The following is a 25,165-nucleotide window of genomic DNA, read 5'->3' as shown; positions in this document are numbered from 1 at the left end:
CCGCATAATCGACTCAAATCATGAGGCGATAGCGACTCCGCGCTGAATAACCGCATGCAGGTGATTTTGAGGCCGACGCCGCCCGTCGCCGGGAAAGCCCCTTTCCAAAGCGAGAAAAGCCTTGCTCAACGGCGGTGACGAGTGTCGTCGCGAGCTCAGCTCGCCGGGCGAGCCCGACCATCATGCATCACGAACAGAATTTCCCCAGCAGACTCATCTGCGCGTTGCGCGAAGACTTGCCCGGCCGGCGGCGCCGGTAGTGGCCGTCGCTTTGCATCAGCCACGCGGACTGATTGTCACCGAGAAATGCCGACAGGCCTTCGGCGATCACGCGCCGCTTGAGGCGCCGGTTGTTGACCGGGAACGCGACTTCCACGCGCCGGAAGAAATTGCGGTCCATCCAGTCGGCGCTCGACAGATACACCTGTTCGCGGCCGTCGTCGTAGAAGTAGAAGATGCGGTGATGTTCGAGAAAGCGCCCGACTATCGAGCGCACGGTGATGTTCTCCGAGAGGCCCGCCACGCCCGGCTGCAACGAACACACGCCACGCACGATCAGATCGATTTTCACGCCGGCCTGCGCGGCTTCGTATAACTCGGCGATCACCGTGGGTTCGAGCAGCGCGTTCATCTTCGCGACAATGCGCGCTTTCTTGCCGGCGCGCGCATGCTCGGCTTCGGCGCGAATCGCCTCGACCAGTTTCGGATGCAGCGTGAACGGCGATTGCCACAACTCGTGCAGCTTCAGTTCGCCGCCAATGCCGGTCAGTTGCTGGAATACGTGATGCACGTCTTCGCAGATTTTCTGATCGGCGGTCATCAGGCCGAAGTCGGTGTAAAGACGCGCGGTACGCGGATGATAGTTGCCGGTGCCGAGGTGGACGTAACGCTTGAGCGTGGTCTTGCCGCCGGCCGACACGCGCCGCACGATCAGCATCATCTTCGCGTGGCACTTGTGGCCCACCACGCCGTACACGACGTGCGCGCCGACCGCTTCCAGCTGCGAGGCCCAATTGATGTTGGTTTCTTCGTCGAAGCGCGCGAGCAGTTCGACCACCACCGTGACTTCCTTGCCATTGCGCGCGGCTTGCATCAGCGCGTCCATCAGCGGCGAATCGGTGCCGGTGCGATAGATGGTCTGCTTGATGGCCACCACGTTCGGATCTTTGGCGGCCTGCAGCAACAGTTCGAGCACCGGCTGAAAACTTTCGTACGGATGATGCAGCAGCACGTCGCCCTGATCGATCACGTCGAACATGCTGGCGCTGTTGGCGATCTGCTGCGGAATAGCGGGAATATGCGGTACGAACTTCAGATCGGGGCGGTCCACCATCTCCGGCAACTGCATCAGCCGCACCAGATTGACGGGGCCGTCGGCGTAATAGCAGTCCTTGTCGGAGAGGCTGCTTTCGTCTAGCAGGCGCCGCACCACATGCGTGGGCGTTTCCGCCGACACTTCGAGCCGCACCGCGTTGCCCAGATGCCGCGCCGGCAACTCACCCTGCAACGCGACACGCAGGTTGGTGATTTCATCTTCGTCGACGAACAGTTCGCTATTGCGCGTGATGCGAAACTGATTGCAACTGCGCACGACGAGGTTCGGAAACAGCTCGCCGACAAAGCGTTGCAACAGCGAGCTCAGCAGCACGAAGCCATGCGGGTAGCCCGATAGTTCCTGCGGCATGCGTACGAGCCGCGGCAATGCACGCGGCGCCTGCACGATGCCCATCATCGCCTGACGGCCGAACGCGTCCTTGCCTTCCAGTTCGACCACGAAGTTCAGGCTCTTGTTGAGCACGCGCGGAAACGGATGCGCCGGATCGAGACCGATCGGCGTGAGCACCGGCAGCAGTTCGTCGAAGAAGTAGTTGCGCGCCCATTCGGTCTGCGCCTCGTTCCATGCTTCGGTGCCGTGAAAATAGATGCCTTCCGCTTCGAGCGCGGTGAGCACCGTGTCGTGCAGCATGGTGTATTGACGGTGCACGAGCTTCTGCGCGCGTTCGACCACGAGGTCGTACACGTGCTGCAGCGACATGCCGTCCGGCGACAGTGCGCCGGGGTTGTCGCGCATCTGCTCCTGCAGTCCGGCCATGCGGACTTCGAAGAATTCGTCGAGATTGCTGCTGGTGATGCAGATGAAGCGCAGGCGTTCAAGCAAAGGGACGGCTGGGTCGGCAGCTTGTGCCAACACACGCTCGTTGAAACCCAGAATGCCCAGCTCGCGATTCAATAAGGGGTAGCGGATGGACATCGGCAGCGAGAATGGAATGTCAGGAAGAGAGGCGGAAAGACGCTCGGAAATTCTCACAGTATGATGACGTTGTTATGACATTCTCGATCTTTTAAATTTTACGCCGGATTCGCTGCGTGTCGTCAATATGACGCAGTTCATATGGGACCATAGCTCCCCCCAACGCTGCGAGGTGACATCGTGAGGTCCGGTACGCTTAGAATGGCGTCTTTGAACAGCGCGGCCGGCCAGAAGGCGCCCAAGGCGTCGAATGGACATCCGGCTCCCAACGCATCCACCGCCGCCGCGCTTGCGCGCATGGAGTCCGCTTACTCGATGGTCACTACGCCACAACTCCTCGCTGCCGTCGATCTCGGCTCGAACAGCTTCCGGCTGATCGTCGGCCGGGTCGAGGAAACCGACGCGGGCAGCCAGATTTATCAGGTCGACGCGTTGCGCGAACCGGTCCGTCTTGCCGCCGGCCTGTCGCGCGACAAGATGCTCGACCGCGCTTCGCAGGTGCGCGGCTGGGACGCCCTCAAGCGCTTTGGCGAGCGTCTGCGCGACTTTCATCCCGATCACGTCCGCGCGGTCGCCACCAATACGCTGCGCATCGCCAAGAACGCCGGCGAATTTCTCGGCGAGGCGCAAGCCGCGCTCGGCTTCCCGATCGAAGTGATCGCCGGGCGCGAAGAAGCGCGCCTGATCTACGCAGGCGCCGCACACTCCGTGCCCGCGAGTCCCGGCAAACGCCTCGTGGTCGATATCGGCGGCGGCTCGACGGAATTCATCATCGGCTCGCACTACACGCCGATCAAGATGGAGAGTCTGTATATCGGTTGCGTGAGCCATAGCCGTGCATTTTTCCCGGCCGGCAATGTCGACGAATACACCATGCGCCAGGCCGAGCTCGCCGCCGGGCGCGAAATCCAGATCATTTCCGCCGAGTACAAGAAAACCGGCTGGGAGCAGGCGATCGGCTCGTCGGGCACGGCGCGCGCGCTCGCTGAACTGGTCGAGGCGAACGGCTTCAACGACGCGGGCGTCACGCACGGCATTTCGCGCGGCGGCCTCGAACGGCTCAAGCGCGCGCTGATCAAGGCGGAGAACGTCAATCGGCTGAAGCTCGTCGCGCTGAAGGGCGATCGCATTCCGGTGCTGGCCGGCGGCCTGTCGATCATGATTGCGGTGTTCGACGAACTGGGCGTCGAATACGTCGACACCACGGACGGCGCGTTGCGTCTGGGCGTGCTGTACGACCTGCTGGGCCGCTCGCAACACGAAGACATGCGCACGGTGACGGTGGAGGGCTTCATGCGCCGCTACGGCGTGGATCGCGCGCAGGCGGGGCGTATCGGCGAACTCGCGGTGCGCTTTTACGACCAGTTCGAGGAACCCGACGAAGAACGCCGGGCGGAGAACCGCATGTTTCTCGGTTGGGCGGCGGCGCTGCACGAAATCGGTCTGTCCATCTCGCACAGCGCGTATCACAAGCATTCGGCCTACATTGCCAGCAACGCGGATATGCCAGGCTTTTCGCGCACCGACCAGGCGCGGCTCGCCGCGCTCGTGCTCGGCCACGCGGGCAAACTCGGCAAGCTCTCGCAAACGCGCGAAGTGGAGTGGCCGCTGCTGTTCTGTCTACGACTCGCGGCGCTGCTGTGCCGTCGGCGTGCGGATGTCGGCTTGCCGGGCATTTCGGTGGCGCAGGTCAACAATGGTTATGAGGCGCGTTTGCCGAACGAGTGGGTGAGCAACAATCCGCTCACCGACTACAGCCTGATTCAGGAAGCCGCGGAGTGGGAGAAGGTCGGCATTCCGTATCGTGTGGTTTATACGGACGATTGAAGCGGGTTGAAGCCGGTTGAAGCCTTCTGCGAGGCGCATGAATGAAAAAGCCCGGCATGCACACGCCGGGCTTTTTTTGCGGCCGTTTTTTCGCAGCCATTTATTTCCGCCGACGCGCATCAACGCGCGTCGCGTGAGCGGGTCCGCTCAGCGCGGCAACGCGTCGCCGAGGAAATGGCGAGCGTAACGTGCATTGATATCGGACAAACGGAACAGCGTGAGAAAGTCCGCGGTATTGAAGTCGGGATCCCATGCCGGTGCGCCGCAAATCTTCGCGCCGAGTCGCAGATAGCCCTTCACCAGCGGCGGCGGTGCCACTTCGGCGCCCGTCTGCAATTCATCCACCGGCAGCGGCGTGTGCGGGAATGCGCGATATTCCGGCGCCGTCAGCGCGTTGTCGCGCACCGAGCAATACAGATTCGCCGCATAGTGGCCGCCGTCGACCATCGCGACGCTCGCGCAGCCGAGCATCGTCTCGTAACCGTTGTGCTTCATATAGGCGGCAAGGCCGGCCCACAGCGACATGATCACCGAGCCGCTGCGATAGTCGGGATGCACGCATGAGCGGCCCACTTCGACCATCTTGGCGCGCAGGTGCGTCAGGCGCGACACGTCGAATTCGCTTTCCGCATACAGGCGACCGATACGCGCAGCCTGATGCGGCGGCAACGCGCGATACGTGCCGACCACTTTCAGCGTGTCGAGATCGCGCACCAGCAGGTGATCGCAGTAGGCGTCGAACGGATCGACGTCGAGACCTGCCGGGCCCGTCAGGCGTGCGCCCATTTCGTCGGCGAACACGCGGTAGCGCAGACGCTGGGCCTCGCGCAGTTCCTCGTCGGTACGCGCCCACGTAACCTGCAGACGATGCTGGGCGGTGACCGTTTCTTCGGCGCGCGGCAGACGGCGCGACTCGAAGATCGAAGCGAGGGGCAGGGTAGGCGTCGGCAGTTCTCGCATGGGGGGTCCTGGTCGAAAAAAGGGAGATTTCTTTTTTCGCCAATGTAGTAACGCCTGGTGACGCTCGCATGGCAAACCCATGACGATTGGATGACTGCGCGTAAGCTGCGTGCTCGCGGCTTGTAATGTCGCGAGTGGTGTCGGCAAGTGTTGTCGTCGCGCGAAAGGCGGGGAGTGGTGCGATGGGCCGCGGCGATTCGAGGGTGAGTCGAGCGCCGGGACGGTGTGATCCCGGCGCAGTGAAATGAGTTGTCTGACCGATGCGAGCGGCGCGATGGCGTTCGCGCGCCGTGTGGGCTTTGGCGTTTCAGGGCGCGGGCCCGGTTGAACCGGATCAGACCAGATCGGGGCTCATTGCGGCGCGCAGCACGGCCTGGTCGTCGCCGTCGCGTTCACGGCTTGCAATCCACCATACGCCGGCTTTCCTGAGCGGCCAGCTTGCTTCGCTATTGCCGAGCAGACGCGCGGCAACATGGCCGAGCGTCGGTTGATGGCCGACTATCACCACCGTCTGCGCGATGCCTCTCGGCCATCCGGCTGCGTCGAGCACGTTGTCCGCGCTCGCATTGGGCGCGAGTTCGCGCACGACGCGATACTGGTCGCTCAAGGTCTCGGCGGTCTGGATGGTGCGCACGGCCGGACTCGCGAGCACGAGGGCGTCGTCGGGCAGCCGCATGCGCAGCCATTTGGCGACGTTTTGCGCCTGCTTTCGGCCCCGGGTGGTGAGCGCTCGCGCGAGGTCGGTGCTGGCAATGTCTTCGGCTTCGGCGTGACGCCAGAGAATCAGATCCATGCGTGTCTCCTTCACTCTGGTTGCGGCGCTCGAGCCCGTTTGTTCAGGCATGCGCCGGGTTTCAATCACTGTCGCATGCGGCGCCGTGTGGCCGCAAGGCGATGGCTCAGGCGAATCATTCGGGCGGAACGCCGGACTGCATGCGCTACCGTGTATATCGCAGGCATGAGCCCAAAAAGCAAAAACCCGCGAAGCCGGAGGCTACGCGGGTTTTATGTTGCTTTTCGTGGTCGGAGCGAAAGGATTCGAACCTTCGACCCTCTGATCCCAAATCAGTTATTGAGCTTCCCGACACCTCGACTACACTTCAGGATGTGACCGGGCAAAACCACTGACAGGAAAGCGATTCAAGGAAGTGTGCATCCTGTTACATAGATTTTTTATCCGGTATCATCCGGGAGTTCGGTTGGGGTCAAAGTTGGGGTCAAGGAAATGGCAAGCAAGCTCACTGTAAAAGAACTGGAAGCTCTAAAACCCGCCGATATCGGCACGACGATCCGGGACGAGGGTGGTATATGGGGAAGGGTCCGCAAGGCCGGTGACGGCGTTTCTGTGACCTTTTGGTATCGGTATAAGTGGCAGGCCAAGACCCGCGATACCGCGATTGGCACATGGCCCGCCGCGAGCCTGCCGAAGATCAGGAAGAACCGGGACGCCGCGCGCGCACTCGTCAAGGATGGACGCGACCCCAACGAGCAGCGTGAAATTGACCGGCGCGACCGGGAAGCCGCCGAAGCGCTGCGCAAGGCCGAGGCGTTGACCGTGAGCGATCTGTACGATGCATGGTTCCCCACGATCAGCGTGAAGCGTGGCAAACGTGGCCGGAAAGACGAGGGCAAGGAAATCGAACGCACGTTCAATTTGTTCGTGCTGAAGAAGATCGGCACCAAGCTGTTGACGACCATCTACAAGTCGGACGTGCAACCGATCCTGACCCGGATATCTGACGGAGGAGCGAACCGGCAGGCTACAGCGTTGCTCACCGACCTGAAGCAGATGTTTCGCTGGGGCGACCAGAATCAACCATACAAGCGGCTACTCGCCGCCAGTGACGTACTGGCGATCAAGCCGGAGGACATTGTGAGCGGCGACTACGATCCGGTTGCCGACAACGAGCGAACCCGCGTGCTGACCGAGGCGGAGATCAGGCAGCTTGCCAAGCTCGTTCCTGCCGCCGACCTGCCGCTCACAACGCGCGCCGCAATCTGGATCATGTTGTCGTGCGGCACCCGTATCGGTGAGACCGTCGCCACGAAGTGGGCGCATGTCGATCTGCAAACCGGTCGCTGGTCGATCCCGAAGGAACACACCAAGTCAGGTGTGGCGCTGGAAGTTGCGTTGTCTGACTTCGCACTCGCGCAATTCCAGACACTTGCGGATGCACGTGACGCCCTGCCGGTTGAGGATCGCAGCGACTACGTGTTTCCGAGCCGTAACGACCGAACCAAGCCGCTCAACAATCAGGCAGTGGGCAAGCAGCTTGCCGATCGCCAGCGGACCAGTGGGGAACCGATCAAGGGCAGGACGGAGAAGGTGGACGCGCTCGCGCTCGACGGCGGGCAATGGCGTTGCCATGACCTTCGCCGCACGGCGGGGACGCTTATGCAGTCGCTTGGCGTACCGGAGTCCATCGTCCACCGTTGCCTGAATCACGCACGCAGTGACAAGCTCGATCGCGTGTACCTGCAACACGACTACTCGAAGGAGATGGCCGAGGCGTGGGCGGCACTCGGTGTGCGCTTACAGGCATTGAAGACCGACAATGTGCTGACCCTGCCGAATGCATCCGTCGCCTGACGGTTCTACCCGTTTGCATCCGATTTGTGAGCGGCGTATCCTCGTCACTGTGGTTTCAGTCGGAGCCACGAAGATTTGATTGCCCGATACGTAGTGCCATTCACCTAAACCATGTGGCGTGTCGGTGCCTTTCGGACCGCAAAGGGCCTGCGGAGTCTTCCGAACCAATCGGAGATTCCGCACATGGTCGTTTCAGCCAAGAAGCACGACGGCGAAGCCGTTGTTCTCACTCCCCCAGTCGTATCCGCCTCCGCTGCACCAGCACTGCCGACCTCGACGCCGACGGCCTCGTCGTCAACAGCGCCGTCACCAACTCCTGAGCCGACAACGAAGGTCAAGCGGGTCGGTGGAGGACACCAGAAGCCCAAACCGATCAGCATGGCCGAGTTGAGCAACGACCTAGTACGGGTCCGCGTATCGAACTGGCTCTGGCTGCTCAAGATCAGCGCCAGCGCGTTTTACGCCCGCGTGGATGCCGGGAATATTCCTGAACCAACAGGCAAAGATGGCCCGAGCAACAAACGCCCCTATTGGACGGCAGGGGTCGTGCGATCGTTTCTCGAACAGCATCAGCCGTAAGTGTCGAATGTATCCGGTTGCGCGCTGGGCATGGGCTCACGATAGTCCGACAATGATCCCGTCTGTGGAAGGCAACCCAGACAACGCGAAGAGTAGAACAGCATATGAACCCCGCAGGACGTTTCGATTGGGGCTTGCATGCGGCAACCGGTTAAGTCTTTCTACTCTTCGCCGAGACGGTTGCCGTTGGCTCGCCAAGCTCAAGCTCCAATCAAAGCATCTTGTGGGGTTTTTGCTTTCCGGCCACCAGACCGGTTCACCGATGGCAGGGCTAACCAGCCGGGTCGGCGAGTCGTGAGCGTGGTCAACCGGGTCACAAGGACCAGCGGTGGGGACGTAGCCGCGTTATCGGGACAGCAGCGCAGTAGCGATCAATCAGCAACCGGCACCAGCGGCGAACCTTGGCCGTGGGGTATGCGAAAGCCTTCCGGTTACTGGCTCCCCTGACGTGAGCACTGACAGAGCCGAGTGGGGCGCGGAGCATGGCGCGTTCAAGTCTGTCAACCGATGGCAACCATTTTCAAGACCATCGGACGGATAACTCAGGAAGACGTGATCCGTGTCGCCCGAGGTGGAGTCTAGATACAGGCTCCCCTTGGGGTAACTTTGACAGCGAGCCTAGGAAGAATGTCCGCTTGCATACCTGGTATCCGAAGGGCTGACAGCCCTACTCTGGTTTTGATTTTCGCTTTACCAGTTTCTCGCCTTACCAGTTTTGTAGGTAGAAAGAATCCGGCTTTTGACTTATCAGGTGAAGGACCATCATGTTGAGCATGCCTGAATTCGATCCCGACCGCCGACAGGTCAAGCGCGTGCGATCGCGGTGGGCGGCGCTGTGGGAGGATCACACCGGACAGGCGCTTACACCACGCCAGCGCGGTTATCTGAACCTCACAGCTTCGGATATATGGAAAGCCGGACTCGATCCTGACCGGTTGATCCTCAGCATCCTTCTTGACTGGCCGGACTTCGTACGGGTCGCCACCGCGAAGGGCGCACGGATCAAGTACAGCGCCGAGGAACTACAGCACCCGCACGCCGATTTTTTCTGTGCGAACTGGCGTGTCTTCTGCGGCAAATAATTCAAACCCCTCTCGCCCGCATGCGTAACAGGATGCGCTACGCAATCAAGTGCGGGACTACTGATTAAATTCTCGACCGCCGATTTGTGAGCCGCCATACTTGGTCTACGGACATTCGTCCGCCTGACTTTGGAGTAAGTCGTGATCGAAGAGCGGATACCCATTCCACGCCGGTTGATTCCAGACAGCACGATCCAGTTAATTCTGGAAAATGTCGCCCGTGGGGAACCACTGTCGCGTTCGTGTGAAAGCGCGGGCGTGGGGAAGAGTTCTTTTTATGAGTGGCTTGCCGAAGATCACGCATTGGCCGAGAGATACGGCGAAGCCTTGCGCGAACAGACCCGCGCCCGATATATGAAGGGTATGAAGGAGTAGAGATCATGGCAATCAGAAGTCGACCATCTTGGGATATGTCCCGTTCGGAAATCGACCGCCGCGCCAAAGAAGTGAAGGTCGATAACTACTTCGCGAAGCAACGCGCCGACTCCGCAAGAGCAGACGCGGCTTCGCGTGAGACCGACAGGGCAATCCTCCGGGCCACTGCCCGAAACCTGACCGTCGATCAGGTGATGGAGCTGAGCGCGGCGATCCGGCGCGGCGAGAACCCGGACCTCGTGTCCATCCTGAGCGCTCGTGCCGACAGCGCGACCGTGAAAGATGGCCTGCGCATGGTCAAGTCCCTAGACCAAGCCGACAGACCCCACTTTACGTTTGAGCTACAGCCCGGTCAGACGAAGCGCGGTACGTGGATGCGCCCGTTTTGCGGCGACATGTACGAGCAATTGCGAATCTGCAAGACACCGCCGACGCCGCAGCAAGCCGCAACATATGAGGCAGCGTGGCGCGCAACGCAAGCCGAAATCGCATCCGGTGTTATCACCAGCTTGCCGGAGATTGGATGATGCGCCAAGACCCGAAAGTTACCGTGCAGTTCGATCAGATCGCCCACGCGTATTCAGACGTAGTGCAGGCCGCTGGTTTGCCGGTGGGGATCATCGACGCATGCAAGGCCGACGCCCTGAGTCCTGATGATTTACGCCGTAGCTTGACACGTCAACTACAGGCGACTTTGCCGAAGTCGGTTCCGCTGAGCGTACGGGCCGAACCCAGTCCTCAAGCGACCGGACAATGGCTCGCGCAGACCGAGGCAAAGGTACGGGATGCCGTCATTGCCGCCGCGCATGCGTCGCCGGAACTGCGTGCCGTTGTTTCGAAAGACCAGGCAGGTCGAGAGCAAACCGAATTTTTTGGCCGGAAATCTGCGTGGATGGATCGTTACAAATTCCCGCCGATGTTGACGAAGGCAATCGGCGGCGCACCGCCTGTAATTCCAGTAGTTTTGTGAGCCGATTTTGGACTACGGAGAACCATCATGTCCGACGCATCAAGTGGCCGTAACTCCGGCAACGCCGGTTCCGACAGCAGAAAACACTACGGCACCTCCGTGGTCGATGTGTATCAACGCACGCCCGCACCTGGCAAGTCCACGCCGACTACTGGCACGGCAGGGGTCGTGCGTGATCTGCCCGTGGGATCGCCAAAACCGGCTATCCGCCCCATCAAAGCCGATTCCACGACCGCCCCGATGGCTTCGGGCAACGTGCGACCTTCCGACTTCGAATGAGCCATCAACCCAAGGAGTGGCGAAAATGAATCAATCCGAAACCATCGACCGGGCGATTGCCCGTGCAAACGCACTCATTAAGGGCGGATGCCCGAACATCGAGCACCATCGCACGGCCATCCAGGCAATCGAGGGTTGCATCCACGAAGGTCGGAAGGACGATGCAGAGGTCGTTGCGCGAGGTTTCCTCGTCGTGCTCGACCGTGACCGCTCATTGGGGTCGCTATGATCGACGAAGCAGTCGATTTGTGGTCGAAAGCCCGATGCCTCGCGCGTATGCTGAAGGATTCTCGCCACTGGCAGAACGCGTACACCGAGGTCGATTGGCTTCGCTCACAGGAGTTCTTTGTCGTGCGCCTTCAGCTTGTGTACGGCGCGCTACTCGAAGTCGATCCGCACGATCAGCAGGCCCAGCGTGGTTTGGACCTCACCGAGCGAATGCTGGCGTCCGTTGATGAACAACGACACCTTGCCCTCGCGCGTTCGATTGTTCGTGCTGACGCTGACCGGGACGTTGACTAGCGCATACCGCCATGAAATTCGCACCGTTGCCCACGACGATCAAGAGACACATCGTGCGTGCCCTCGCGTGCTTCGACACGCCCAGCGAGGTCGTGCGGCAGGTGCGCGAGCAGTTCAACGTGCAGATCACGCGCGCATCCGCACAACGATACGACCCGACGCGGGCAGCGGGCGAGACGCTGAGTGAAGAGCTACGCACTCTGTTTTTCGACACGCGTGAGCATTTTGTCGAGGAACTGGAAAAACTACCGCTAGCGCATCGGGCCACAAGGTTACGCCGACTCGAATCCCTTTACGACCGTGCATCCGAGAGCGGCAACCTCAAGGCTGCACTAGGTGCGCTGGCACTTGCAGCGAAGGAGATGCAGCCCTTCGAATATCAGGATGTTGACGACAGCGACAACCCCGACGAGGTGGAATGATGAAGAAATTCGTACACAAGCCGCGCGCTGGCGCTGTTGACACCGGCCCGATCACGATCACCGCGAGCGGTGGATTGCCACAAGATGACCCGAACGCCGAAGAAGCCGCCCAGCAGGTTCGCAAGCTCGTCGCCGATGGTCGCCGCGTGACCATTTATGGTGGCCTGCCGGACGTGCTGCAAGGCGAGCAGATGACGCCAGAGCAACGCAAAGCACACGACGACGCCCAATACGCGGCAGCGCACGGCCAGTCGGGCACGAGCACATTGGGAAAAGGGGTATGACGTGGAAGCGCCTCGACTGTTCATCGTGAATGAAATCCGCAGGCACGCCCGCATTGAGTTCAGCCCCAAGCCGGTACGGGCGCACCACTGCCAGCACCGGCAGACCCCGCAGCGAAGGCCCGTGTCCGCGCCCGATCCAGCAGCACAGGCGGCAGGCGCACGGCGAAGCTGAACCCAGATTCGGTGCGCGAGATCCGTTCGATGTGGGCTGAAGGCCAGTCTGTCTCAACCATCGCCGTGAAATTCGCCGTCTCGAAGGTCGCGGTCCAGCACGTAGTAACCCGCCGCTCGTGGGCTGACGTGGAGTGAGCGACAAGCAGCCAATTGCAAACCTAGCCGGTTGCATCCAAGTGTGCGCGCAATGCCAGTGCAACTAATTGGAGCAAAATTGCGGACAGCAGCAGTAGACGCGAATGGGTTTATTTGCGAATTGCATTAAGCAGAAGGGTCAGCACGTCCCATTTCGCAAACAGATAGCTGATAAAAGCGACTACAGGTGCTAGCACATACAGGCCACCTTTGACGAAGGTAACCTGATGCCGAACTTGATCAATTTTGTCGCCGTGAGATTTCACGTCAGAAATCAACCGATCAACGCTAGAGGTCAATTTTCCTATCTCAAGCATGACAAACCGAATGTCCGAGGTCGCATAAAGGTCGCGCGGAGGGGTAATCTCAGCAAATTCCTTCGGCGTCTCGTTAAGGTCAGCCACTGGTTGCCTCCCACTTTTCCTTGATCCAAGACCAAATGTTAGGGTTCGCGCGACCAAAGTATGTACTCACGCCCAACACGACCGCAGCGCCGCTCTCTCCCTTGGTTATTCCAAGTTGCTCGGAGACTTCCTGTACGGTCGCTTTCGAGGCAACTAACCACGTGTTGTCTCGAATTTTTAGGAAATTGGCCGGAAATGCAGATTCAATCTTGCCCGGCAACTTCTCCGAGCCTGCGTCACCTTGGCCGATAATCGCAAATATCGCCATGCTAACGACCATCCTTTCGACTTTTGCGTGTGTGGATTTGTTGCGTCATTTCAGTGCGGTGCCCGTGGGTGTTCGTTTCGAGGGTACATTATTTTCAATGTCCTATCAATCGCCCCGGCAACGACAGCGCCACCAATCGGAGCGACAACAACTTAGAGGGATTCCGGTTGCAGTCAGTTGCAACACCCTACTCGCCGCGTGATCGACCAACGGTTGGTTCAACCGGGGTAGCTCGCCGGTCTGTTGGGGTCAAAGTTGGGGTCAAGCAGCAGAAATAGAAAAAGGGTTAGCGGCTACTAACCGGCTAACCCTTATAAACACTGGTCGGAGCGAAAGGATTCGAACCTTCGACCCTCTGATCCCAAATCAGATGCGCTACCAGGCTGCGCTACGCTCCGACGAATCCGAGATTCTACGTGGCATTGGGTGCCAGAGTCAATCACGATTTGCGCCGGACCGGAACGAACGCTGGAATGCGCAGTTCGGCCGCGTTATATGCGACCCATCAGCAGCAGGACGATCACGATGATCAGCACGACGCCCAGCACGCCGGTCGGGCGGTAGCCCCAGCCGCTGCTATACGGCCAGCTAGGCAGCGCGCCGATCAGCAGGAGGATGAGCACGATAAGCAGTATGGTTCCGATGGTCATTCTGGTTCTCCCTGTCCGGCTCTCGCCGGTTAGTCTGGTTGGTTCGGCGCACTTGCGCCGGGACGCTCCACGCGCAGCCTGCGCGTTCCTTGCTGACTGAGAAGCAGCAATGCGTGTGCCTGAGGGACGGTAAGGGGGAGGAGCGAAGAGGGGCGGCCAATGCGCGCAAGGGCGCTGTGAAGAACCCGATGTATTGGCGGGAAATGGCAGGCAGAAAAAATCTCGCGCGGCGCTGGCGGACAGGCAACCACCGTCACCGCGCAATGCTTCAACGCTTCAACGCTTCAACGCTTCAACGCTTCAACGCCTCAACGCCTCAACGCCTCAACGCCTCAACGCGTCAATGCGTCAATGCGTCAATGCGTCAATGCGTCAATGCGTCAACGCGCCAACGCGCCAATGCGTAATCACCGCGCTCGCCTCGTGCGCGCCGGTTTGTTCGACACGCGCCTGCCACGATGAAACCGCCGCCTGCATCATCGCCAGGCGGTCAGCTTCGTGTTCAGTGCCGGCGACGCATCCAGTGCGGCATATGCTGATGCGTCAGCCAGTGGTGCATCATGCCTTCGCCGTCGTGTTCACGCCGGTACGTTCTCGCTTCAAAAATCGACAGTGCGAGGAGCACGAGCAGGCCTACTGCGAGTCCGACCAGACCCGCGATCGTTTCAGCGTCCATGACAATCTCCTTTGACACGCGGCCGTGGCTTTATAGTAGGTCACGCGCGACAAAATGGGAGGCGCGCGCTGCCCGCCGCGGCATCGCGGGATGCGCTTTGCGGGTAGACTCTCGGCGCTCGCGGTAGCCGGCGCACCGGCCGGCTACCGCATTCGATTCTGCTTCGGGAGACCACTGTTTATGATCCGCGTTCCGATGATTGCACTGCTGCTGATTGCCGGCCTCGCCGGTTGTGCGAACGACCCGTCCGGCCACCACGGCGGTCCGCCGCCGCGCGACCCCGCCGACTATCACGGCGTGCCCACCGACACCCGGCCGCCCGCGATGGTGCCGGCACCGGTCACGCCTTGAGCGTCGAGCGGAAAGAGACGGCGCCCGGACCGGAGAGCAGAGGCGAAGCACCGGCGCGGGCACGCCGGCACCTCTGACCCGCGCAGACTGTTCGCGCGGAGAGCGCGGGCTGAAGTCATTCTAGGGCGAGCGTTGCGGCGCATATGTGTGCGCTTGTTTCAAGCCGTAACCGGCTGCCGCGATGCGAAACGCCAGGCGCCTACGCCGCCGCGCCGGCCATGCCGCGTACGACGGCGGGCACATAGCGGCCAAGCGTGAGACCGCGCAGCGCCATGAACAGCAGCATCGCGGCCCACAAGCCGTGGTTGCCGTAGAGCGCCAGCAAGGCCCACGAGGCCGCCACGAACAGCGCAAACGACACCACCATCGAGGTCATCAGTTCGCGCGTGCGGGTCGCGCCGATGAACACGCCGTCGAGCAGAAAGCCCCACACGGACACCACCGGCGAGAGCGCGGCCCACGGCAGATACATCTCGGCGGCGGCGCGCACGGCGGCCTGATCCGTCAGACGCTCGACGATCCACGAGCCCGCGCTCCAATACACCAGCGAGAACCCCAGTGCGCCGAGCGTGGACCACAGCGCCGTCACCTTGATCGCCTGCGTGAACGCATGCCGGTCGCGCGCGCCGATCGCCGCGCCGACCAGCGCTTCGGCGGCGTGCGCGAAGCCGTCGAGTCCGTAGGCCATGAAGGTCTGAAAATTGAGCAGCAGCGCGTTGGCGGCGAGCGTGGCGTCGCCTTGCCGCGCGCCCAGATGCGCAAACCAGCCGAACGACGAAAGCAGACACACCGTGCGTATGAAAATGTCGCGGTTGAGCACCACCAGCCGCCTGAGGGCGGCGGCGTCGAACAACGCGGCGCGATTCAGCGCGGGCAGGCCGCGCGGCCTGCCGTACCACAACAGCGCGGCGCCGAGCACGAAGCCGAGCGCGTCGGCGGTGGCCGTGGCCGCGCCGATGCCGGCCACGCTCCAATCGAACACGTACACGTATAGCAGCACCGCCACGATGTTCACACTGTTGATGAACACCTGCGAGAGCAATGCGAGCCGCACCTGCTGCGTGCCGAGCAGCCAGCCGAGCACGACGTAATTGCCGAGCGCGAGCGGGGCGGCCCAGATGCGCGCGTGGCAATAGAGCCGCGCGTTGCGCTGCACCGCGTCGCTACCGCCGATCACGCGCAACGCGTAATCGATCAGCGGCATTTGCAGCGCCAGCACCGCGCCGCCGATCGCGGCCGCCAGCAGCAGCGCGCGTACGACGTTGTTGCGCAAGCCGGCCTGGTCGTTCGCGCCGTGCGCCTGCGCGACCAGACCGGTGGTGCCCATGCGCAGGAAGCCGAAGCCCCAGAACACGAAGTTGAAAAAGAGGCCGCCGAGCGCCACGCCGCCGAGATACGACGCGCCGTCCAGATGACCGGCGACGGCCGTGTCGACGGCGCCGAGAATCGGCTGCGTCAGATTGGCGAGGACGATGGGAAAAGCCAGCGCCAGCACCCGGCGGTGCCAGCGCACCGGAACGGCGGGCGCCGCTGCCGATGGGTCCGCGTCGCGCGCGGCGTCGCTCAATTGCGTTCCTGCACGCACACCCACGGCGAGACGACGACCGCCCAGAGATCCGGCTCGCGCGCGGCGAAGTCGGCGGCGGTTTCCGCCTGGACGCGCTCGACGAGGCCCGCGGACAGCCATTGCGCGACCTGCGTGGTGTCGTCGCTGGCGATGGCTTCGGCAACGCTCACCAGATCGAGGTCGCGCGCGACGCGCAACAGCATGCCGCGCGCAAAAAAGCGTTCGAGTTCGGGCCAGCCAATCCTGGCGGTTTCGGCGAGGAGCTTGGCGTACAGCGGGCTGTGGGTGGCGTCGTTGGAAGTCATCGTAAGCATGTTCTGACGGGGCCGTTACTATAAACCATCAGCGCGGGCCGCCAGCGCGGCGCGCGTTCCGGTAGGCTGTGGGGTTCCCGGAACTGATTCTAACCTCCATGTCTTTCGACTCAACCGCGCCGGCTGCGGGCGCCCAAGCTCAGATCGTGGCCGACGCGACGCTCACGCGCGCCGAGGTGGAGCAACTCATCGCAGCGAGCGGCGCCGGCAATCAGGCGCCGCTGCATTTCACCGACTGCGATTTCGAGGGCGTGGACCTGTCGCGGCTCGATCTGCGCGGCGCCGGGTTCCAGCGTTGCACGATCGCCGAGACTTCGTTTTTTGGCGCGAACCTCTCGCATAGCCGCTGGGTTCGCTGTCGTGGCCGAGAGGCGGATTTCGGGTCGGCCGATCTGGTCGACGCGCAGTTCCAGTCGAGCGACCTGAACAACACCAGTTGGCGCCGTGCCAAGCTCGCTTCGGCGTCGTTTCACGGTTGCAAGCTGACCGGCGCCAATTTCGAAGCGTGCGCGGCGCTGGGTTTGAGCTTCGTCGAAAGCCTGCTGGTCGGCGCACATTTGCGGGGCCTGTCGTTTCGCAAAGCCACCCTGCATCAGCTGGATTTCTCCGACGCCGACCTTGCCGGAGTCGATTTCCGCGAGGCGATCTTCGACGGCGGCAGCCTGAAAGACGCGCATCTGAAGGGCGCGCGCTTCGACGGCGCGGACCTGCGCGAAGCCGACCTGAGCGGCGTGCGGCTCGTCGACGCAGCGCTCTTCAAGGGCGCGACGATCTCGCATGCCCAGGCGGCCGTGCTCGTCACCGAGCTGGGTTTGCGAGTCCTGTAGACACGCGTTCTGGCCGGCCGCTTTTAGCTATTCGGCCAGCTTGAACGATTTGATCCCCGTAGTTATGATTCAACGGGTCGGGTAATTAATGCCAGTGGATTTTCCGGCGCGCAATTCGTCGGCGGATTCGAGATTTTTTTATTATTTTCGCTATTCGCGAATTTTTGTGAAGAAATCGGCTCATTAATTCGATCTGCTCAATACCCATCAAAACCCGTCGATTACCGTCAATTGCCAGAATGGGTGCGTTGGCGCACTAAAGCTACGCAAGACGCAAAGCGTCCGAAACATGCTGGACCGGTTAGCCGAAATCAGCCAGCGGCCTTTCCTCAGGCTTTTCCCGGCGCTTTCACACAGATGGTGGCGCCGTGCGGTGCGCCGGGCAATTGATGGGTTTTGAATGGCGGCATTGCCGGCGTTGCAGTTGAAACGCTGGGCGTATCGAGCCTGTTTATTTCCGACTGCTTCTGTTCACGTGGCGCGCAATCCGTACGCCGCGTCACATTACATGCGCAATTAATATATTGCGCTTGTAAAAGGGGGTTGTTAGATTTCGTTCTGGCGCATGGTGAACCGGTCCTTTGCCGATATGCGCCGAACCCCCGTTAGCCCGGCCTCGTGCCGGGCTTTTTTTCGCCGGATTCATGCGCGGGTCACCGCGAATTCACATGTGCGGCGGATCATGAAAACTTACTCTTCCTTCTCCGAGCATGACCGGGTTATTCATCTTCCTTGGCATCTGGCCGATCGCGCTCGGCGTGCTGCTTGCCTTCGCCGCGCGTATCGACCCGCGCTCGGGACGCTGGCGCCACCGTTAGGCCGCGCGGTCGCGCGTGCGCGCGGCGCCGCGCCGTGGTCGCGTTGGCTTTATTGCTTGCAGCGAACCACCATCGACCGGTTCTTCACGTTGGCGCCGAAAATGCCACCCACCGTGCCGCCCGATGTCGCACCGTTGTCGACATCTTTCGAAACGACGTCATAGCCGTAGTTGCCGCAGACTTCACCCGCGCGTTTGTAGCACTCCGCCCAGCTCGAACTCGCGTCGCTGCCGCTGCAGTTGATGGCAAAGCCCGTGTCGCCGCTCGGCAGGTAGGTCATGGTGGTGGTGCTGGAGCAGCCGCCAAGGCCGCCGAGCGTCAGCAGGCCGAGACCGATCGCCGCAGCCGTCGCGACGGACGCACATGCGCTCTTCATAGAGGTTCCTTACAAGTGACGGAGAGGGACGTGCACCGAGGCCACGTCATGTCCTGATTGGGCGCTTTATAGCACGCCGGGTTCCCAAGGCCGCATTGCACGGCGCGTGCCAGACATGGAACGGCGCGCGCTTCATGAGCGGACATGGACGGCGCCAGCCCGCTCGGGGCTGGCGGGCCGCCGCCGGTTCATGCTTCGATGACAAGCTTTAGCGAGGCGGCAGCGCCCGTGACGGATCGATCGAACGGCCCTGATAACGCAGTTCGAAGTGCAGCATCACGCGGTCGGTATCCGTGTCGCCCATCTCGGCAATTTTTTCGCCGCGCGTGACCGACTGGCCTTCCTTCACCAGCAGCACGCGGTTGTGCGCATAGGCGGTCAGATACTCGGCGTTGTGTTTGATGATCAGCAGATTGCCGTAGCCGCGCAGGCCATTGCCCGCGTAGACCACCGTACCGGGCGCCGCGGCGACCACGGGCGTGCCCGCCGCCGCCGAGATATCGATGCCCTTCGAACTGCTGCCGTCGAAACGCCGGATGACCGTGCCGTCGGCCGGCCATACCAGCGAAATCGTCGACGCCGGCGGCGCGGACGGCGCGCTGTCCGCGGGCGCTGGCCGCGGCGCCGCCGAAGCGCTGCTGCTTGCGTTGCCGCTGCTGCGCACGGCGCCACTGGTCGACGCAGCACCGCCCGGCGGCGCGACGCGCAGGACCTGGCCGACCTCGATGCTGTCCGGATTGGTCAGATTGTTCCAGCGCACGATGCTTTGCACCGATTGCCGGTTGCTGCGCGCGATCTTCGACAGCGTATCGCCCCGTTCCACCCGATAAAAGCCCGGTCCCACCGGCGCTGACCCGCACGCGGCGAGCAGTGCCACCAACGACGCGCAGGCGAGCCGTTTCATCATTCTTCTTCTACTGAGCATTGGACCTCGCAAAGCGCTGCCGCGCGCCGATCCCGATCACGCGGCAGGTGGATACAAAGCGTCCGATTCTAACGGTTTTGCGCCGCAGCACGCGAAAAGCGGGCTGAGCGGCAGGCTCGCGCAGGACGAGGTGCGACGAAATGCGACGCCACCCGCGACGAACCCGCGACGAACCCGCGACGAACCCGCGGCGAACCCGATGGCAACACCCCGCTTCAAGTCCGGCGGCGAATCTGCCCGTTGGTCCCGCGATCAACCCAGCTTGTCGACGCTGATGCGCAGCGCCGCGACCTCGGTTTGTCCCGGTTCGAGCCAGCGCAAACCCATGCCATTGTGAATCGCGTCCGGCAGGCCGAGCCACGGTTCGACACAATAGAAGTCCGATTCCGCCGCTTCGGTCCACGTTGTCACGGCGTACCAGGGGATCGAGTCGGGCCGCTGCAGGTCGATCGTGACGATCCGGTCAAGACCCGGCGCGACGAGCCGCACGGGTCGATCCGGCGCGCCCGCGAGGCAGTGGAAGCGATCTTGAATGCGCGCCTCGTCGAGCGTATAGCGCGCTTCGCCAGGCTCGGCGGCGCTGATCGACCCGTCGTCCTGCTGATGGCGCCGCTCGGTGCGCGGCAACTCCAGCGAGGTCGCGGCGCGCTGCGTGTGCGGCAGCGTGAAATAGAAGTGATGGCCGGCGTAATAGGGCAGGCGCGAGGGCAACCGCGAGTCGCCGGTATTGGTGGTGGTGAAGGTGACGTCGAGCGTGCGCGCATCCGCGAGACAGTAAGCGGTCTCGAGCCGGAAGCCGAACGGATAGCCGTGGCGGGTTGCCGTGCTGTCGGTCAGGATCATGCGCAGGCCGGCGCCGTGCACGTCGGCGTGGGCTTCGAACGGCAGGTCGCGGGCGAAGCCGTGCATCGGCAGTTCGCGCACCGTGCCTTTGGCGTCGCGCCAGTAGCCGATCTTGCCGTCCACCCTATGCCGGCCGAGGAACGGGAACAGCAGCGGATTGCCGCCGCGAATCCGCGCGGGCTGGCTCCAGTCGGCGTGCTCCGGCCAATGGATGACCGCTTCGCCGTCGATCGTCCACGACATAAGACGGCCGCCGGCTTGCGGCGCGAAACGGAGGACGGAGGCGTCCTGGTCGATCTCGAGAATGTCCTGTTGCGGGGAGAGGGGCATGGTCGATGGGCTGATCAGTAAGAGGTTGAAGGCGGACGGGCGGCGACCCGCAGGCGCTGCAACCGCGGCGCTGCGGGTCGCCGGTGAAGGTCGGAAATCGCCGCGCGTCGAGCCGCGAGAAGAATGATTTTGCGCTGCTTTCCGCTACGGGGAAACCCTTCTGGGGAAATTGCGGGTGTCGCCGGAAGGCCATCCTTCTGATAATTCGTCTGACTGCCCGGTTTCTTCGACGACCGGGCGAGACCGGCTCAGGAGGCTGTATGGATCTCGCAATGGCAATGGGTGTGGCTTTATTCGGCATGTTCGCGGCAAGCACGGTCTACTTTTTTTACAAGCTCGAACGCTGATCCGCAGCCGCCATATTGCGCGGCCCGCTCATCGAAGAGTGCCCAGCAGGCGGCCCGCCTGCTGAGCGTCCCATCAGGCACGTCGTTCCGCAGATCTCATAAGGCCGCCAGTCACGGCGCCTATTCTTTTTCCGCCGCGTAACAACGGTTTCGAGTTGTGACGCGGCGCACAATATTTCCTCGATCGCGGCTCAAACGCTTGGCGCTGGCATTGCAGCCAGGCATAATCGGTGCGCTTTTGACGCGTCCGCAGATTCCTTGTCTGGCGCGCTATTCCCCGACATTATCCTTACAAGGACCTGCCGCGTGAACCTGTCGTTTCTCATTTTCCTGAGCGTGCTGCAAGGCGTCACCGAACTGTTTCCGGTGAGCAGCCTCGGCCATACGCTGCTCGTGCCCGCATTGTTCGGTATGCATATCGACAAACACGCGCCGCAATTGCTGCCGTTCCTCGTCGCACTGCATCTCGGCACGGCGTTCGCGCTGCTGTGGTACTTCCGCAAGCGCTGGTGCGCGCTGGTGCGCGGTTTCTTCGCGTCGTTCGGTGGCCGCCGTAACGACGACGCGCACATGATGTGGGCGCTGATCATCGGCACGATTCCGGCGGGTCTCGTCGGACTGCTGCTGGAAAAGCGGCTCGAAAGGATTTTTCACGATTTGCGGATCGTCGCGATTGCGCTGATCGTCAACGGTGTGCTGCTGTGGTTCGGCGACCGTCTGCAACGCACGCGTGCGCATCAGGCGCCGGAGAAGCTGACTTTCCGGCAGGCGTTTTTCGTTGGTCTCGCGCAGATCGGCGCGTTGATCCCGGGCTTCTCGCGTAGCGGTCTGACGATGATCGCCGGCAATGCGGCCGGCCTGACGGCGGAGAAGGCGGCGGAGTTCTCGTTCCTGCTCGGCACGCCAATCATCTTCGCGGCGGGCGTGCTCGAACTGCCCAAGCTGTTCCATGCGCCGGGCCAACTCGCGGACGCGCTGCTCGGTGGTGTGCTGACCGCGATCGCCGCGTATCTCAGCGTGCGTTTCCTGATGCGCTATTTCGAAGGCCGCGGACGTCTGGCTTCGTTCGGCGTGTACTGCGTGATTGCCGGGATTGTGTTCCTGGGCTGGTTCCTGCTGCATCCGCAACCGGTCTGATCGGGTTCGCCATGTCCGTTGCGTGCTGGCGGGCAGGGAGCGATCGGTTATAATCCGGGCCCGGCTCAAGCTGCCGGGCCCGTTTGTTTTATGACTGTGACTGGCGGCGGCGTTCGGGCCGGTTCGCGTAGTCTGTCCGGCGCGGGTGTAGATTTCCCGTCTCCGGCCCGGTCAGTTAGAATTTCGGTGTCCGCGACCTTGTGGCCTGGCTGATACACGGGGTTCAATGCCCGAGAGCGGGTTCTCATTGCGGGCGATGCACGCTGTGCTTTGTTGCATCGCCTCACGTCATTACGGCAGTAGCTCAGCTGGATAGAGCATCGGCCTTCTAAGCCGAGGGTGGGGGGTTCGAGTCCCTCCTGCCGTACTTTTCCCGTTTGCGAATGAGCAAGGCCACGCAACGCCGCGTGGCCTGCTGTAGCTCGCGAGGGCCCTCAGCGGGCGCCGCGCACCCCTTGCCAGGCAACTACGCTCAGGCTGCCGGTTTCACATCGATCGAATCGACGCGGTCCGGATAGAACGCAAGATGTTGCGCGATCTCCTTCACCGCGGCGTACGGCGACTCATAAGTCCACACCGCGTTCACCGTCCGCTCGCCGCCGAGCGGAATGCTGTAGTACGCGCAATCACCCTTGTACGGGCAATAGGTCGCGTGATCGGTGCGTTGCAACAGTGCCATCTCCACGTCGTCGCGCGGAATGTAATACACCGCCGGATACGACGCTTCGCGCAGCACCAGCGCCTTCTGCGTATCGGCGATCACCTTGCCGGCGACGGTCACGACCACGCGCGCGCTCGCCGGTTCGACCGTGATCGGATGATCGGGACCGGGCACCTTGATGGTTTTTTCAGCCATGCTGTCGAACTCCTGAATGGGTGAACAAGCCTGCAATGTCTGACGGACGGTGTCGAGCCGCCGTCGACGAGACGATCGCGTCATGGATCGAAGCATACGCCGCTCGTGAAAATGCGTCGGACGCCGTGCGGCGGCATAAAAAAGGGCAGCCGAAGCTGCCCCGTCGAAACCTTCTCCTCAGGCGGAGTGTTGTTGCCCGACGCTCAACGCCGACCGCCCGATTCCGAACGCGCGTTGCCTTACGGCCGGATGTCCAACGCGCCCGTGAGATCGCCCATCGGCTTGCTGCCGTTGCTCACGAGCGCCGCGTCGCGCGCCGCGATACCCGGCAGCGTCGGCAGCGAGAAGCGGTGCGTGATGAAGCGCAGGATCGAGGTGGTGTCGTACTGCGTGTGGTCGACATAACCCTTCTTCGCGTACGGCGAGATGATCAGCGCCGGGATGCGCGTACCCGGACCCCAGCGGTCGGCCTTCGGCGGCGCCACGTGATCCCAGAAGCCGCCGTTCTCGTCGTATGTCACGACGACCAGCATGTTGTTCCACTGCGGGCTCTTCTGCAGATGCGAAATCACGTCGGCAATGTGCTGGTCGCCGGAAGCCACGTCGGTGTAGCCAGGGTGTTCGTTAAGGTTGCCCTGCGGCTTGTAAAACGACACTTGCGGCAGCGTGCCGGTGTCGATCGCCTTGATGAACTCCGAGCCTGCCAGGCCGCCGTCGAGCAGATGCTGCGAGCGGTTCGCGGTGCCCGGCGCAAGATCGGCGAAGTAGTTGAACGGCTGATGATGCGGCTGGAAGTTCGGCGCCGTCAGATTCGCTCCGTAGATCACATTCGACGTGCCGTTCTGCGCCGCCGATACCGCCGCGCCCCACGCGCCGCCGTACCACGCCCACGACACCTTCGCGTTGTTCAGCAGATCGCCGATGTGCTGCTGCGTCTGCGCCGGCAGGGTAGTGGCCTGGGTCGGATCGGCGAGATTCGCGTCGCCGCCCGCTGCCGCCTTGTTGCCGCTCGGCTGATACGGCGGCTGCATCGTGTTGATCGCGAAGAAGTCAGGCGTGAGGTTGCCCGAATTCACGTATTTCGGCGGGCCGCTCAGCGCCGAAGCCGGCGAGTTGCCCGCGACCTTCAGCGTGACGCCGTCGCTTTCCACCGACGAGATCGAACCGGCCGCCGGGCTCTTGTCCGCGTTCGGATAGGTCGGCGTGCACGCGCACACGAGCCACTGGTGGTTCAGGAACGAGCCGCCGAACGCGCCCATGAAGAAGTTGTCGGCCAGCGTGTACTGCTGCGCGATCTTCCACAGCGGCAGCTTGTCGGCATCGAGCGTGTAGTGGCCCATCACGAGACCGCCCGAATCCGCCCACGCGGCGAACTTGTCGTTCTTGCCGCCGTTGATCTGCATCTGGTTCTCGTAGAAGCGGTGATACAGGTCGCGCGTGGTGGCCGTGATCGGCGTGTTGAAGCCCTTCGGGTCGTCGATCGCGAACGGGCTGTTCGGCAGATTCGCCGTCATGGCCTGGGTGACCACCGGCGTCACACCGGTTTGCGTGAGGCCGTTCCAGACCTGCGGCAGCGTCGCGAGCGGCGTGCCGTTGCGGTCGACCTGCGTGGCGCTTGCCGCCGTCACGTTCTGCAAACCGTTCGCGCCCGGGAAGTTGCCGTACAGGTTGTCGAAGCTGCGGTTTTCCGCGTAGATCACCACGACCGTCTTGATCGAGGTGATGTCCGGCTGCGTGACTTCACTGCCGCCGCAGGCATACAGGCTAAGCGCTGCTGCGATCGCCACAGGCGTCGCGCAGATCAGTTTCTTGTTCATTTGATGTGGTTTCTCTCTCTCGCGTTGGGGACGGGCCGCGTGCACTCCTTACACGGACGGCCGCCAGCGAAAGTTTGGCCAGGCAATTTGACAGAAAGATGTAATTAATTACGAATTGCTTCTTGTATAGAAATTACGTCGGCTACATGTCATTTAAACGACATGCTAATGAAATACGCTCGCGAACTTCACCATCGCAAACTCACATC

At 62.2% G+C, this 25,165-nt stretch carries 29 protein-coding genes and 2 tRNA genes; 16 read left to right on the top strand and 15 right to left on the bottom strand.

From position 1 onward, the window contains the following. Nucleotides 1–187: 187 nt before the first annotated feature. Nucleotides 188–2,251, bottom strand: a complete 2,064-nt coding sequence (ppk1, locus tag BXE_RS15610) for a polyphosphate kinase 1 (RefSeq protein ID WP_011489241.1) — start codon at nucleotides 2,249–2,251, stop codon at nucleotides 188–190. Nucleotides 2,252–2,452: 201 nt separating this feature from the next. Here ppk1 and ppx point away from each other — a divergent pair, with 201 nt between their 5' ends. After that, the gene (gene ppx / locus BXE_RS15605; protein WP_038457582.1) at nucleotides 2,453–4,078 is read left to right on the top strand and encodes an exopolyphosphatase; all 1,626 of its coding nucleotides are present in this window, start codon (nucleotides 2,453–2,455) and stop codon (nucleotides 4,076–4,078) included. 147 nt (nucleotides 4,079–4,225) lie between these two features. Here ppx and BXE_RS15600 read toward each other — a convergent pair whose 3' ends face one another. Both BXE_RS15600 and sixA read right to left on the bottom strand, forming a co-directional pair. Continuing rightward, on the bottom strand, nucleotides 4,226–5,038 hold the full coding sequence (locus BXE_RS15600; protein ID WP_011489239.1) for a GNAT family N-acetyltransferase: 813 nt from the start codon (nucleotides 5,036–5,038) through the stop codon (nucleotides 4,226–4,228). A gap of 334 nt (nucleotides 5,039–5,372) precedes the next feature. Beyond that, the gene (sixA, locus tag BXE_RS15595; protein ID WP_011489238.1) at nucleotides 5,373–5,831 is read right to left on the bottom strand and encodes a phosphohistidine phosphatase SixA; all 459 of its coding nucleotides are present in this window, start codon (nucleotides 5,829–5,831) and stop codon (nucleotides 5,373–5,375) included. A gap of 432 nt (nucleotides 5,832–6,263) precedes the next feature. On the opposite strand from sixA, the gene BXE_RS15590 reads away from it, so the two are divergent. The 11 genes from BXE_RS15590 (at nucleotide 6,264) to BXE_RS15545 (ending at nucleotide 12,141) form a co-directional block, all read left to right on the top strand. Continuing rightward, a complete protein-coding gene (locus BXE_RS15590; protein ID WP_011489237.1) occupies nucleotides 6,264–7,628 on the top strand; it encodes a tyrosine-type recombinase/integrase in 1,365 nt (454 codons plus the stop codon). Between the two features lie 183 nt (nucleotides 7,629–7,811). Next, nucleotides 7,812–8,207, top strand: a complete 396-nt coding sequence (locus BXE_RS45880) for a hypothetical protein (RefSeq protein WP_148222953.1) — start codon at nucleotides 7,812–7,814, stop codon at nucleotides 8,205–8,207. Nucleotides 8,208–8,971: 764 nt separating this feature from the next. Beyond that, the gene (locus tag BXE_RS15580) at nucleotides 8,972–9,289 is read left to right on the top strand and encodes a hypothetical protein (protein ID WP_011489235.1); all 318 of its coding nucleotides are present in this window, start codon (nucleotides 8,972–8,974) and stop codon (nucleotides 9,287–9,289) included. A 141-nt stretch (nucleotides 9,290–9,430) separates the two neighbouring features. Beyond that, entirely contained in the window at nucleotides 9,431–9,664 is a 234-nt protein-coding gene (locus BXE_RS15575; RefSeq protein WP_038457587.1) for a hypothetical protein, read from the top strand. A 5-nt stretch (nucleotides 9,665–9,669) separates the two neighbouring features. Continuing rightward, nucleotides 9,670–10,191 (top strand): hypothetical protein, encoded by a 522-nt coding sequence (locus BXE_RS15570; protein ID WP_148222952.1) that lies wholly within the window; start codon nucleotides 9,670–9,672, stop codon nucleotides 10,189–10,191. Then, nucleotides 10,188–10,634, top strand: coding sequence for a hypothetical protein (locus BXE_RS15565; RefSeq protein ID WP_011489233.1), 447 nt, complete (start codon nucleotides 10,188–10,190; stop codon nucleotides 10,632–10,634). Before BXE_RS15570 ends, BXE_RS15565 begins: the two co-directional genes overlap by 4 nt. Nucleotides 10,635–10,661: 27 nt before the next feature. After that, entirely contained in the window at nucleotides 10,662–10,913 is a 252-nt protein-coding gene (locus BXE_RS45875; protein ID WP_148222951.1) for a hypothetical protein, read from the top strand. A 25-nt stretch (nucleotides 10,914–10,938) separates the two neighbouring features. Then, nucleotides 10,939–11,142 (top strand): hypothetical protein, encoded by a 204-nt coding sequence (locus BXE_RS15560; protein ID WP_038457592.1) that lies wholly within the window; start codon nucleotides 10,939–10,941, stop codon nucleotides 11,140–11,142. Then, entirely contained in the window at nucleotides 11,139–11,435 is a 297-nt protein-coding gene (locus tag BXE_RS15555) for a hypothetical protein (RefSeq protein ID WP_011489231.1), read from the top strand. Before BXE_RS15560 ends, BXE_RS15555 begins: the two co-directional genes overlap by 4 nt. A gap of 11 nt (nucleotides 11,436–11,446) precedes the next feature. Then, the gene (locus BXE_RS15550) at nucleotides 11,447–11,857 is read left to right on the top strand and encodes a DUF2280 domain-containing protein (RefSeq protein ID WP_011489230.1); all 411 of its coding nucleotides are present in this window, start codon (nucleotides 11,447–11,449) and stop codon (nucleotides 11,855–11,857) included. Continuing rightward, entirely contained in the window at nucleotides 11,854–12,141 is a 288-nt protein-coding gene (locus BXE_RS15545; RefSeq protein ID WP_011489229.1) for a hypothetical protein, read from the top strand. Before BXE_RS15550 ends, BXE_RS15545 begins: the two co-directional genes overlap by 4 nt. Before the next feature lie 419 nt (nucleotides 12,142–12,560). On the opposite strand, the gene BXE_RS15540 is transcribed toward BXE_RS15545, so the two are convergent. The 5 genes from BXE_RS15540 to BXE_RS46560 form a co-directional block, all read right to left on the bottom strand. After that, nucleotides 12,561–12,854, bottom strand: a complete 294-nt coding sequence (locus tag BXE_RS15540; RefSeq protein WP_011489228.1) for a hypothetical protein — start codon at nucleotides 12,852–12,854, stop codon at nucleotides 12,561–12,563. Beyond that, the gene (locus BXE_RS15535; RefSeq protein ID WP_038457595.1) at nucleotides 12,847–13,122 is read right to left on the bottom strand and encodes a hypothetical protein; all 276 of its coding nucleotides are present in this window, start codon (nucleotides 13,120–13,122) and stop codon (nucleotides 12,847–12,849) included. The genes BXE_RS15540 and BXE_RS15535 overlap by 8 nt, the downstream gene beginning before the upstream one ends. Nucleotides 13,123–13,443: 321 nt before the next feature. Then, nucleotides 13,444–13,520: transfer RNA gene (locus BXE_RS15530), tRNA-Pro, on the bottom strand. A gap of 93 nt (nucleotides 13,521–13,613) precedes the next feature. Continuing rightward, nucleotides 13,614–13,772 (bottom strand): DUF3309 family protein, encoded by a 159-nt coding sequence (locus BXE_RS44305; RefSeq protein WP_007181032.1) that lies wholly within the window; start codon nucleotides 13,770–13,772, stop codon nucleotides 13,614–13,616. Nucleotides 13,773–14,274: 502 nt separating this feature from the next. Continuing rightward, nucleotides 14,275–14,448 (bottom strand): hypothetical protein, encoded by a 174-nt coding sequence (locus tag BXE_RS46560; RefSeq protein WP_167540877.1) that lies wholly within the window; start codon nucleotides 14,446–14,448, stop codon nucleotides 14,275–14,277. 180 nt (nucleotides 14,449–14,628) lie between these two features. Between BXE_RS46560 and BXE_RS46555 the strand changes: the two genes are divergently transcribed. Next, on the top strand, nucleotides 14,629–14,799 hold the full coding sequence (locus BXE_RS46555; RefSeq protein ID WP_167540876.1) for a hypothetical protein: 171 nt from the start codon (nucleotides 14,629–14,631) through the stop codon (nucleotides 14,797–14,799). Nucleotides 14,800–14,998: 199 nt separating this feature from the next. Here the strand turns inward: BXE_RS46555 and BXE_RS15515 are convergent, their stop codons facing one another. Together BXE_RS15515 and BXE_RS15510 are read right to left on the bottom strand one after the other, a co-directional pair. Next, nucleotides 14,999–16,366: an MATE family efflux transporter gene (locus BXE_RS15515; protein ID WP_011489223.1), complete on the bottom strand. Its 1,368-nt coding sequence runs from the start codon at nucleotides 16,364–16,366 to the stop codon at nucleotides 14,999–15,001. Next, nucleotides 16,363–16,671 carry a DUF2288 domain-containing protein gene (locus BXE_RS15510; RefSeq protein ID WP_038457599.1) on the bottom strand — a complete coding sequence of 103 codons (309 nt, stop codon included), beginning with the start codon at nucleotides 16,669–16,671 and terminating at the stop codon, nucleotides 16,363–16,365. Before BXE_RS15510 ends, BXE_RS15515 begins: the two co-directional genes overlap by 4 nt. A gap of 107 nt (nucleotides 16,672–16,778) precedes the next feature. Here BXE_RS15510 and BXE_RS15505 point away from each other — a divergent pair, with 107 nt between their 5' ends. After that, nucleotides 16,779–17,507 (top strand): pentapeptide repeat-containing protein, encoded by a 729-nt coding sequence (locus BXE_RS15505; RefSeq protein ID WP_011489221.1) that lies wholly within the window; start codon nucleotides 16,779–16,781, stop codon nucleotides 17,505–17,507. Nucleotides 17,508–18,374: 867 nt separating this feature from the next. Here BXE_RS15505 and BXE_RS15500 read toward each other — a convergent pair. From BXE_RS15500 to BXE_RS15490, 3 genes are all read right to left on the bottom strand, one after another. Continuing rightward, nucleotides 18,375–18,701, bottom strand: a complete 327-nt coding sequence (locus BXE_RS15500; RefSeq protein ID WP_011489220.1) for a hypothetical protein — start codon at nucleotides 18,699–18,701, stop codon at nucleotides 18,375–18,377. A 208-nt stretch (nucleotides 18,702–18,909) separates the two neighbouring features. Further along, a complete protein-coding gene (locus BXE_RS15495; RefSeq protein WP_011489219.1) occupies nucleotides 18,910–19,626 on the bottom strand; it encodes a peptidoglycan DD-metalloendopeptidase family protein in 717 nt (238 codons plus the stop codon). A gap of 252 nt (nucleotides 19,627–19,878) precedes the next feature. Next, complete coding sequence (locus BXE_RS15490; protein ID WP_011489218.1) at nucleotides 19,879–20,799, bottom strand: aldose 1-epimerase; 921 nt, start codon at nucleotides 20,797–20,799, stop codon at nucleotides 19,879–19,881. Between the two features lie 653 nt (nucleotides 20,800–21,452). Between BXE_RS15490 and BXE_RS15485 the strand changes: the two genes are divergently transcribed. Next, complete coding sequence (locus BXE_RS15485) at nucleotides 21,453–22,283, top strand: undecaprenyl-diphosphate phosphatase (protein ID WP_007181041.1); 831 nt, start codon at nucleotides 21,453–21,455, stop codon at nucleotides 22,281–22,283. Between the two features lie 293 nt (nucleotides 22,284–22,576). Further along, a tRNA-Arg gene (locus tag BXE_RS15480) sits at nucleotides 22,577–22,650 on the top strand. A 105-nt stretch (nucleotides 22,651–22,755) separates the two neighbouring features. Here BXE_RS15480 and BXE_RS15475 read toward each other — a convergent pair. Further along, entirely contained in the window at nucleotides 22,756–23,139 is a 384-nt protein-coding gene (locus BXE_RS15475) for a DUF427 domain-containing protein (protein WP_011489216.1), read from the bottom strand. A gap of 239 nt (nucleotides 23,140–23,378) precedes the next feature. After that, nucleotides 23,379–24,956: an acid phosphatase gene (locus BXE_RS15470; protein ID WP_011489215.1), complete on the bottom strand. Its 1,578-nt coding sequence runs from the start codon at nucleotides 24,954–24,956 to the stop codon at nucleotides 23,379–23,381. Nucleotides 24,957–25,165: the final 209 nt, after the last annotated feature.

This window comes from Paraburkholderia xenovorans LB400, assembly GCF_000013645.1.
In the GTDB taxonomy this organism is placed as follows: domain Bacteria; phylum Pseudomonadota; class Gammaproteobacteria; order Burkholderiales; family Burkholderiaceae; genus Paraburkholderia; species Paraburkholderia xenovorans.
This window is presented reverse-complemented; position numbering and strand designations above follow the sequence as displayed.

Coding starts and splice junctions, on each gene's coding strand:
- BXE_RS15600 (WP_011489239.1), bottom strand. CDS start 5,038: ATGCGAGAACTGCCGACGCCTACCCTGCCCCTCGCTTCGATCTTCGAG.
- ppx (WP_038457582.1), top strand. CDS start 2,453: ATGGCGTCTTTGAACAGCGCGGCCGGCCAGAAGGCGCCCAAGGCGTCG.
- BXE_RS15495 (WP_011489219.1), bottom strand. CDS start 19,626: ATGCTCAGTAGAAGAAGAATGATGAAACGGCTCGCCTGCGCGTCGTTG.
- BXE_RS46560 (WP_167540877.1), bottom strand. CDS start 14,448: ATGGACGCTGAAACGATCGCGGGTCTGGTCGGACTCGCAGTAGGCCTG.
- BXE_RS15505 (WP_011489221.1), top strand. CDS start 16,779: ATGTCTTTCGACTCAACCGCGCCGGCTGCGGGCGCCCAAGCTCAGATC.
- ppk1 (WP_011489241.1), bottom strand. CDS start 2,251: ATGTCCATCCGCTACCCCTTATTGAATCGCGAGCTGGGCATTCTGGGT.
- BXE_RS15560 (WP_038457592.1), top strand. CDS start 10,939: ATGAATCAATCCGAAACCATCGACCGGGCGATTGCCCGTGCAAACGCA.
- BXE_RS45875 (WP_148222951.1), top strand. CDS start 10,662: ATGTCCGACGCATCAAGTGGCCGTAACTCCGGCAACGCCGGTTCCGAC.
- BXE_RS15535 (WP_038457595.1), bottom strand. CDS start 13,122: ATGGCGATATTTGCGATTATCGGCCAAGGTGACGCAGGCTCGGAGAAG.
- BXE_RS15475 (WP_011489216.1), bottom strand. CDS start 23,139: ATGGCTGAAAAAACCATCAAGGTGCCCGGTCCCGATCATCCGATCACG.
- BXE_RS46555 (WP_167540876.1), top strand. CDS start 14,629: ATGATCCGCGTTCCGATGATTGCACTGCTGCTGATTGCCGGCCTCGCC.
- BXE_RS44305 (WP_007181032.1), bottom strand. CDS start 13,772: ATGACCATCGGAACCATACTGCTTATCGTGCTCATCCTCCTGCTGATC.
- BXE_RS15500 (WP_011489220.1), bottom strand. CDS start 18,701: ATGAAGAGCGCATGTGCGTCCGTCGCGACGGCTGCGGCGATCGGTCTC.
- sixA (WP_011489238.1), bottom strand. CDS start 5,831: ATGGATCTGATTCTCTGGCGTCACGCCGAAGCCGAAGACATTGCCAGC.
- BXE_RS15545 (WP_011489229.1), top strand. CDS start 11,854: ATGATGAAGAAATTCGTACACAAGCCGCGCGCTGGCGCTGTTGACACC.
- BXE_RS15555 (WP_011489231.1), top strand. CDS start 11,139: ATGATCGACGAAGCAGTCGATTTGTGGTCGAAAGCCCGATGCCTCGCG.
- BXE_RS15565 (WP_011489233.1), top strand. CDS start 10,188: ATGATGCGCCAAGACCCGAAAGTTACCGTGCAGTTCGATCAGATCGCC.
- BXE_RS15570 (WP_148222952.1), top strand. CDS start 9,670: ATGGCAATCAGAAGTCGACCATCTTGGGATATGTCCCGTTCGGAAATC.
- BXE_RS15590 (WP_011489237.1), top strand. CDS start 6,264: ATGGCAAGCAAGCTCACTGTAAAAGAACTGGAAGCTCTAAAACCCGCC.
- BXE_RS15490 (WP_011489218.1), bottom strand. CDS start 20,799: ATGCCCCTCTCCCCGCAACAGGACATTCTCGAGATCGACCAGGACGCC.
- BXE_RS15510 (WP_038457599.1), bottom strand. CDS start 16,671: ATGACTTCCAACGACGCCACCCACAGCCCGCTGTACGCCAAGCTCCTC.
- BXE_RS15470 (WP_011489215.1), bottom strand. CDS start 24,956: ATGAACAAGAAACTGATCTGCGCGACGCCTGTGGCGATCGCAGCAGCG.
- BXE_RS15580 (WP_011489235.1), top strand. CDS start 8,972: ATGTTGAGCATGCCTGAATTCGATCCCGACCGCCGACAGGTCAAGCGC.
- BXE_RS15550 (WP_011489230.1), top strand. CDS start 11,447: ATGAAATTCGCACCGTTGCCCACGACGATCAAGAGACACATCGTGCGT.
- BXE_RS45880 (WP_148222953.1), top strand. CDS start 7,812: ATGGTCGTTTCAGCCAAGAAGCACGACGGCGAAGCCGTTGTTCTCACT.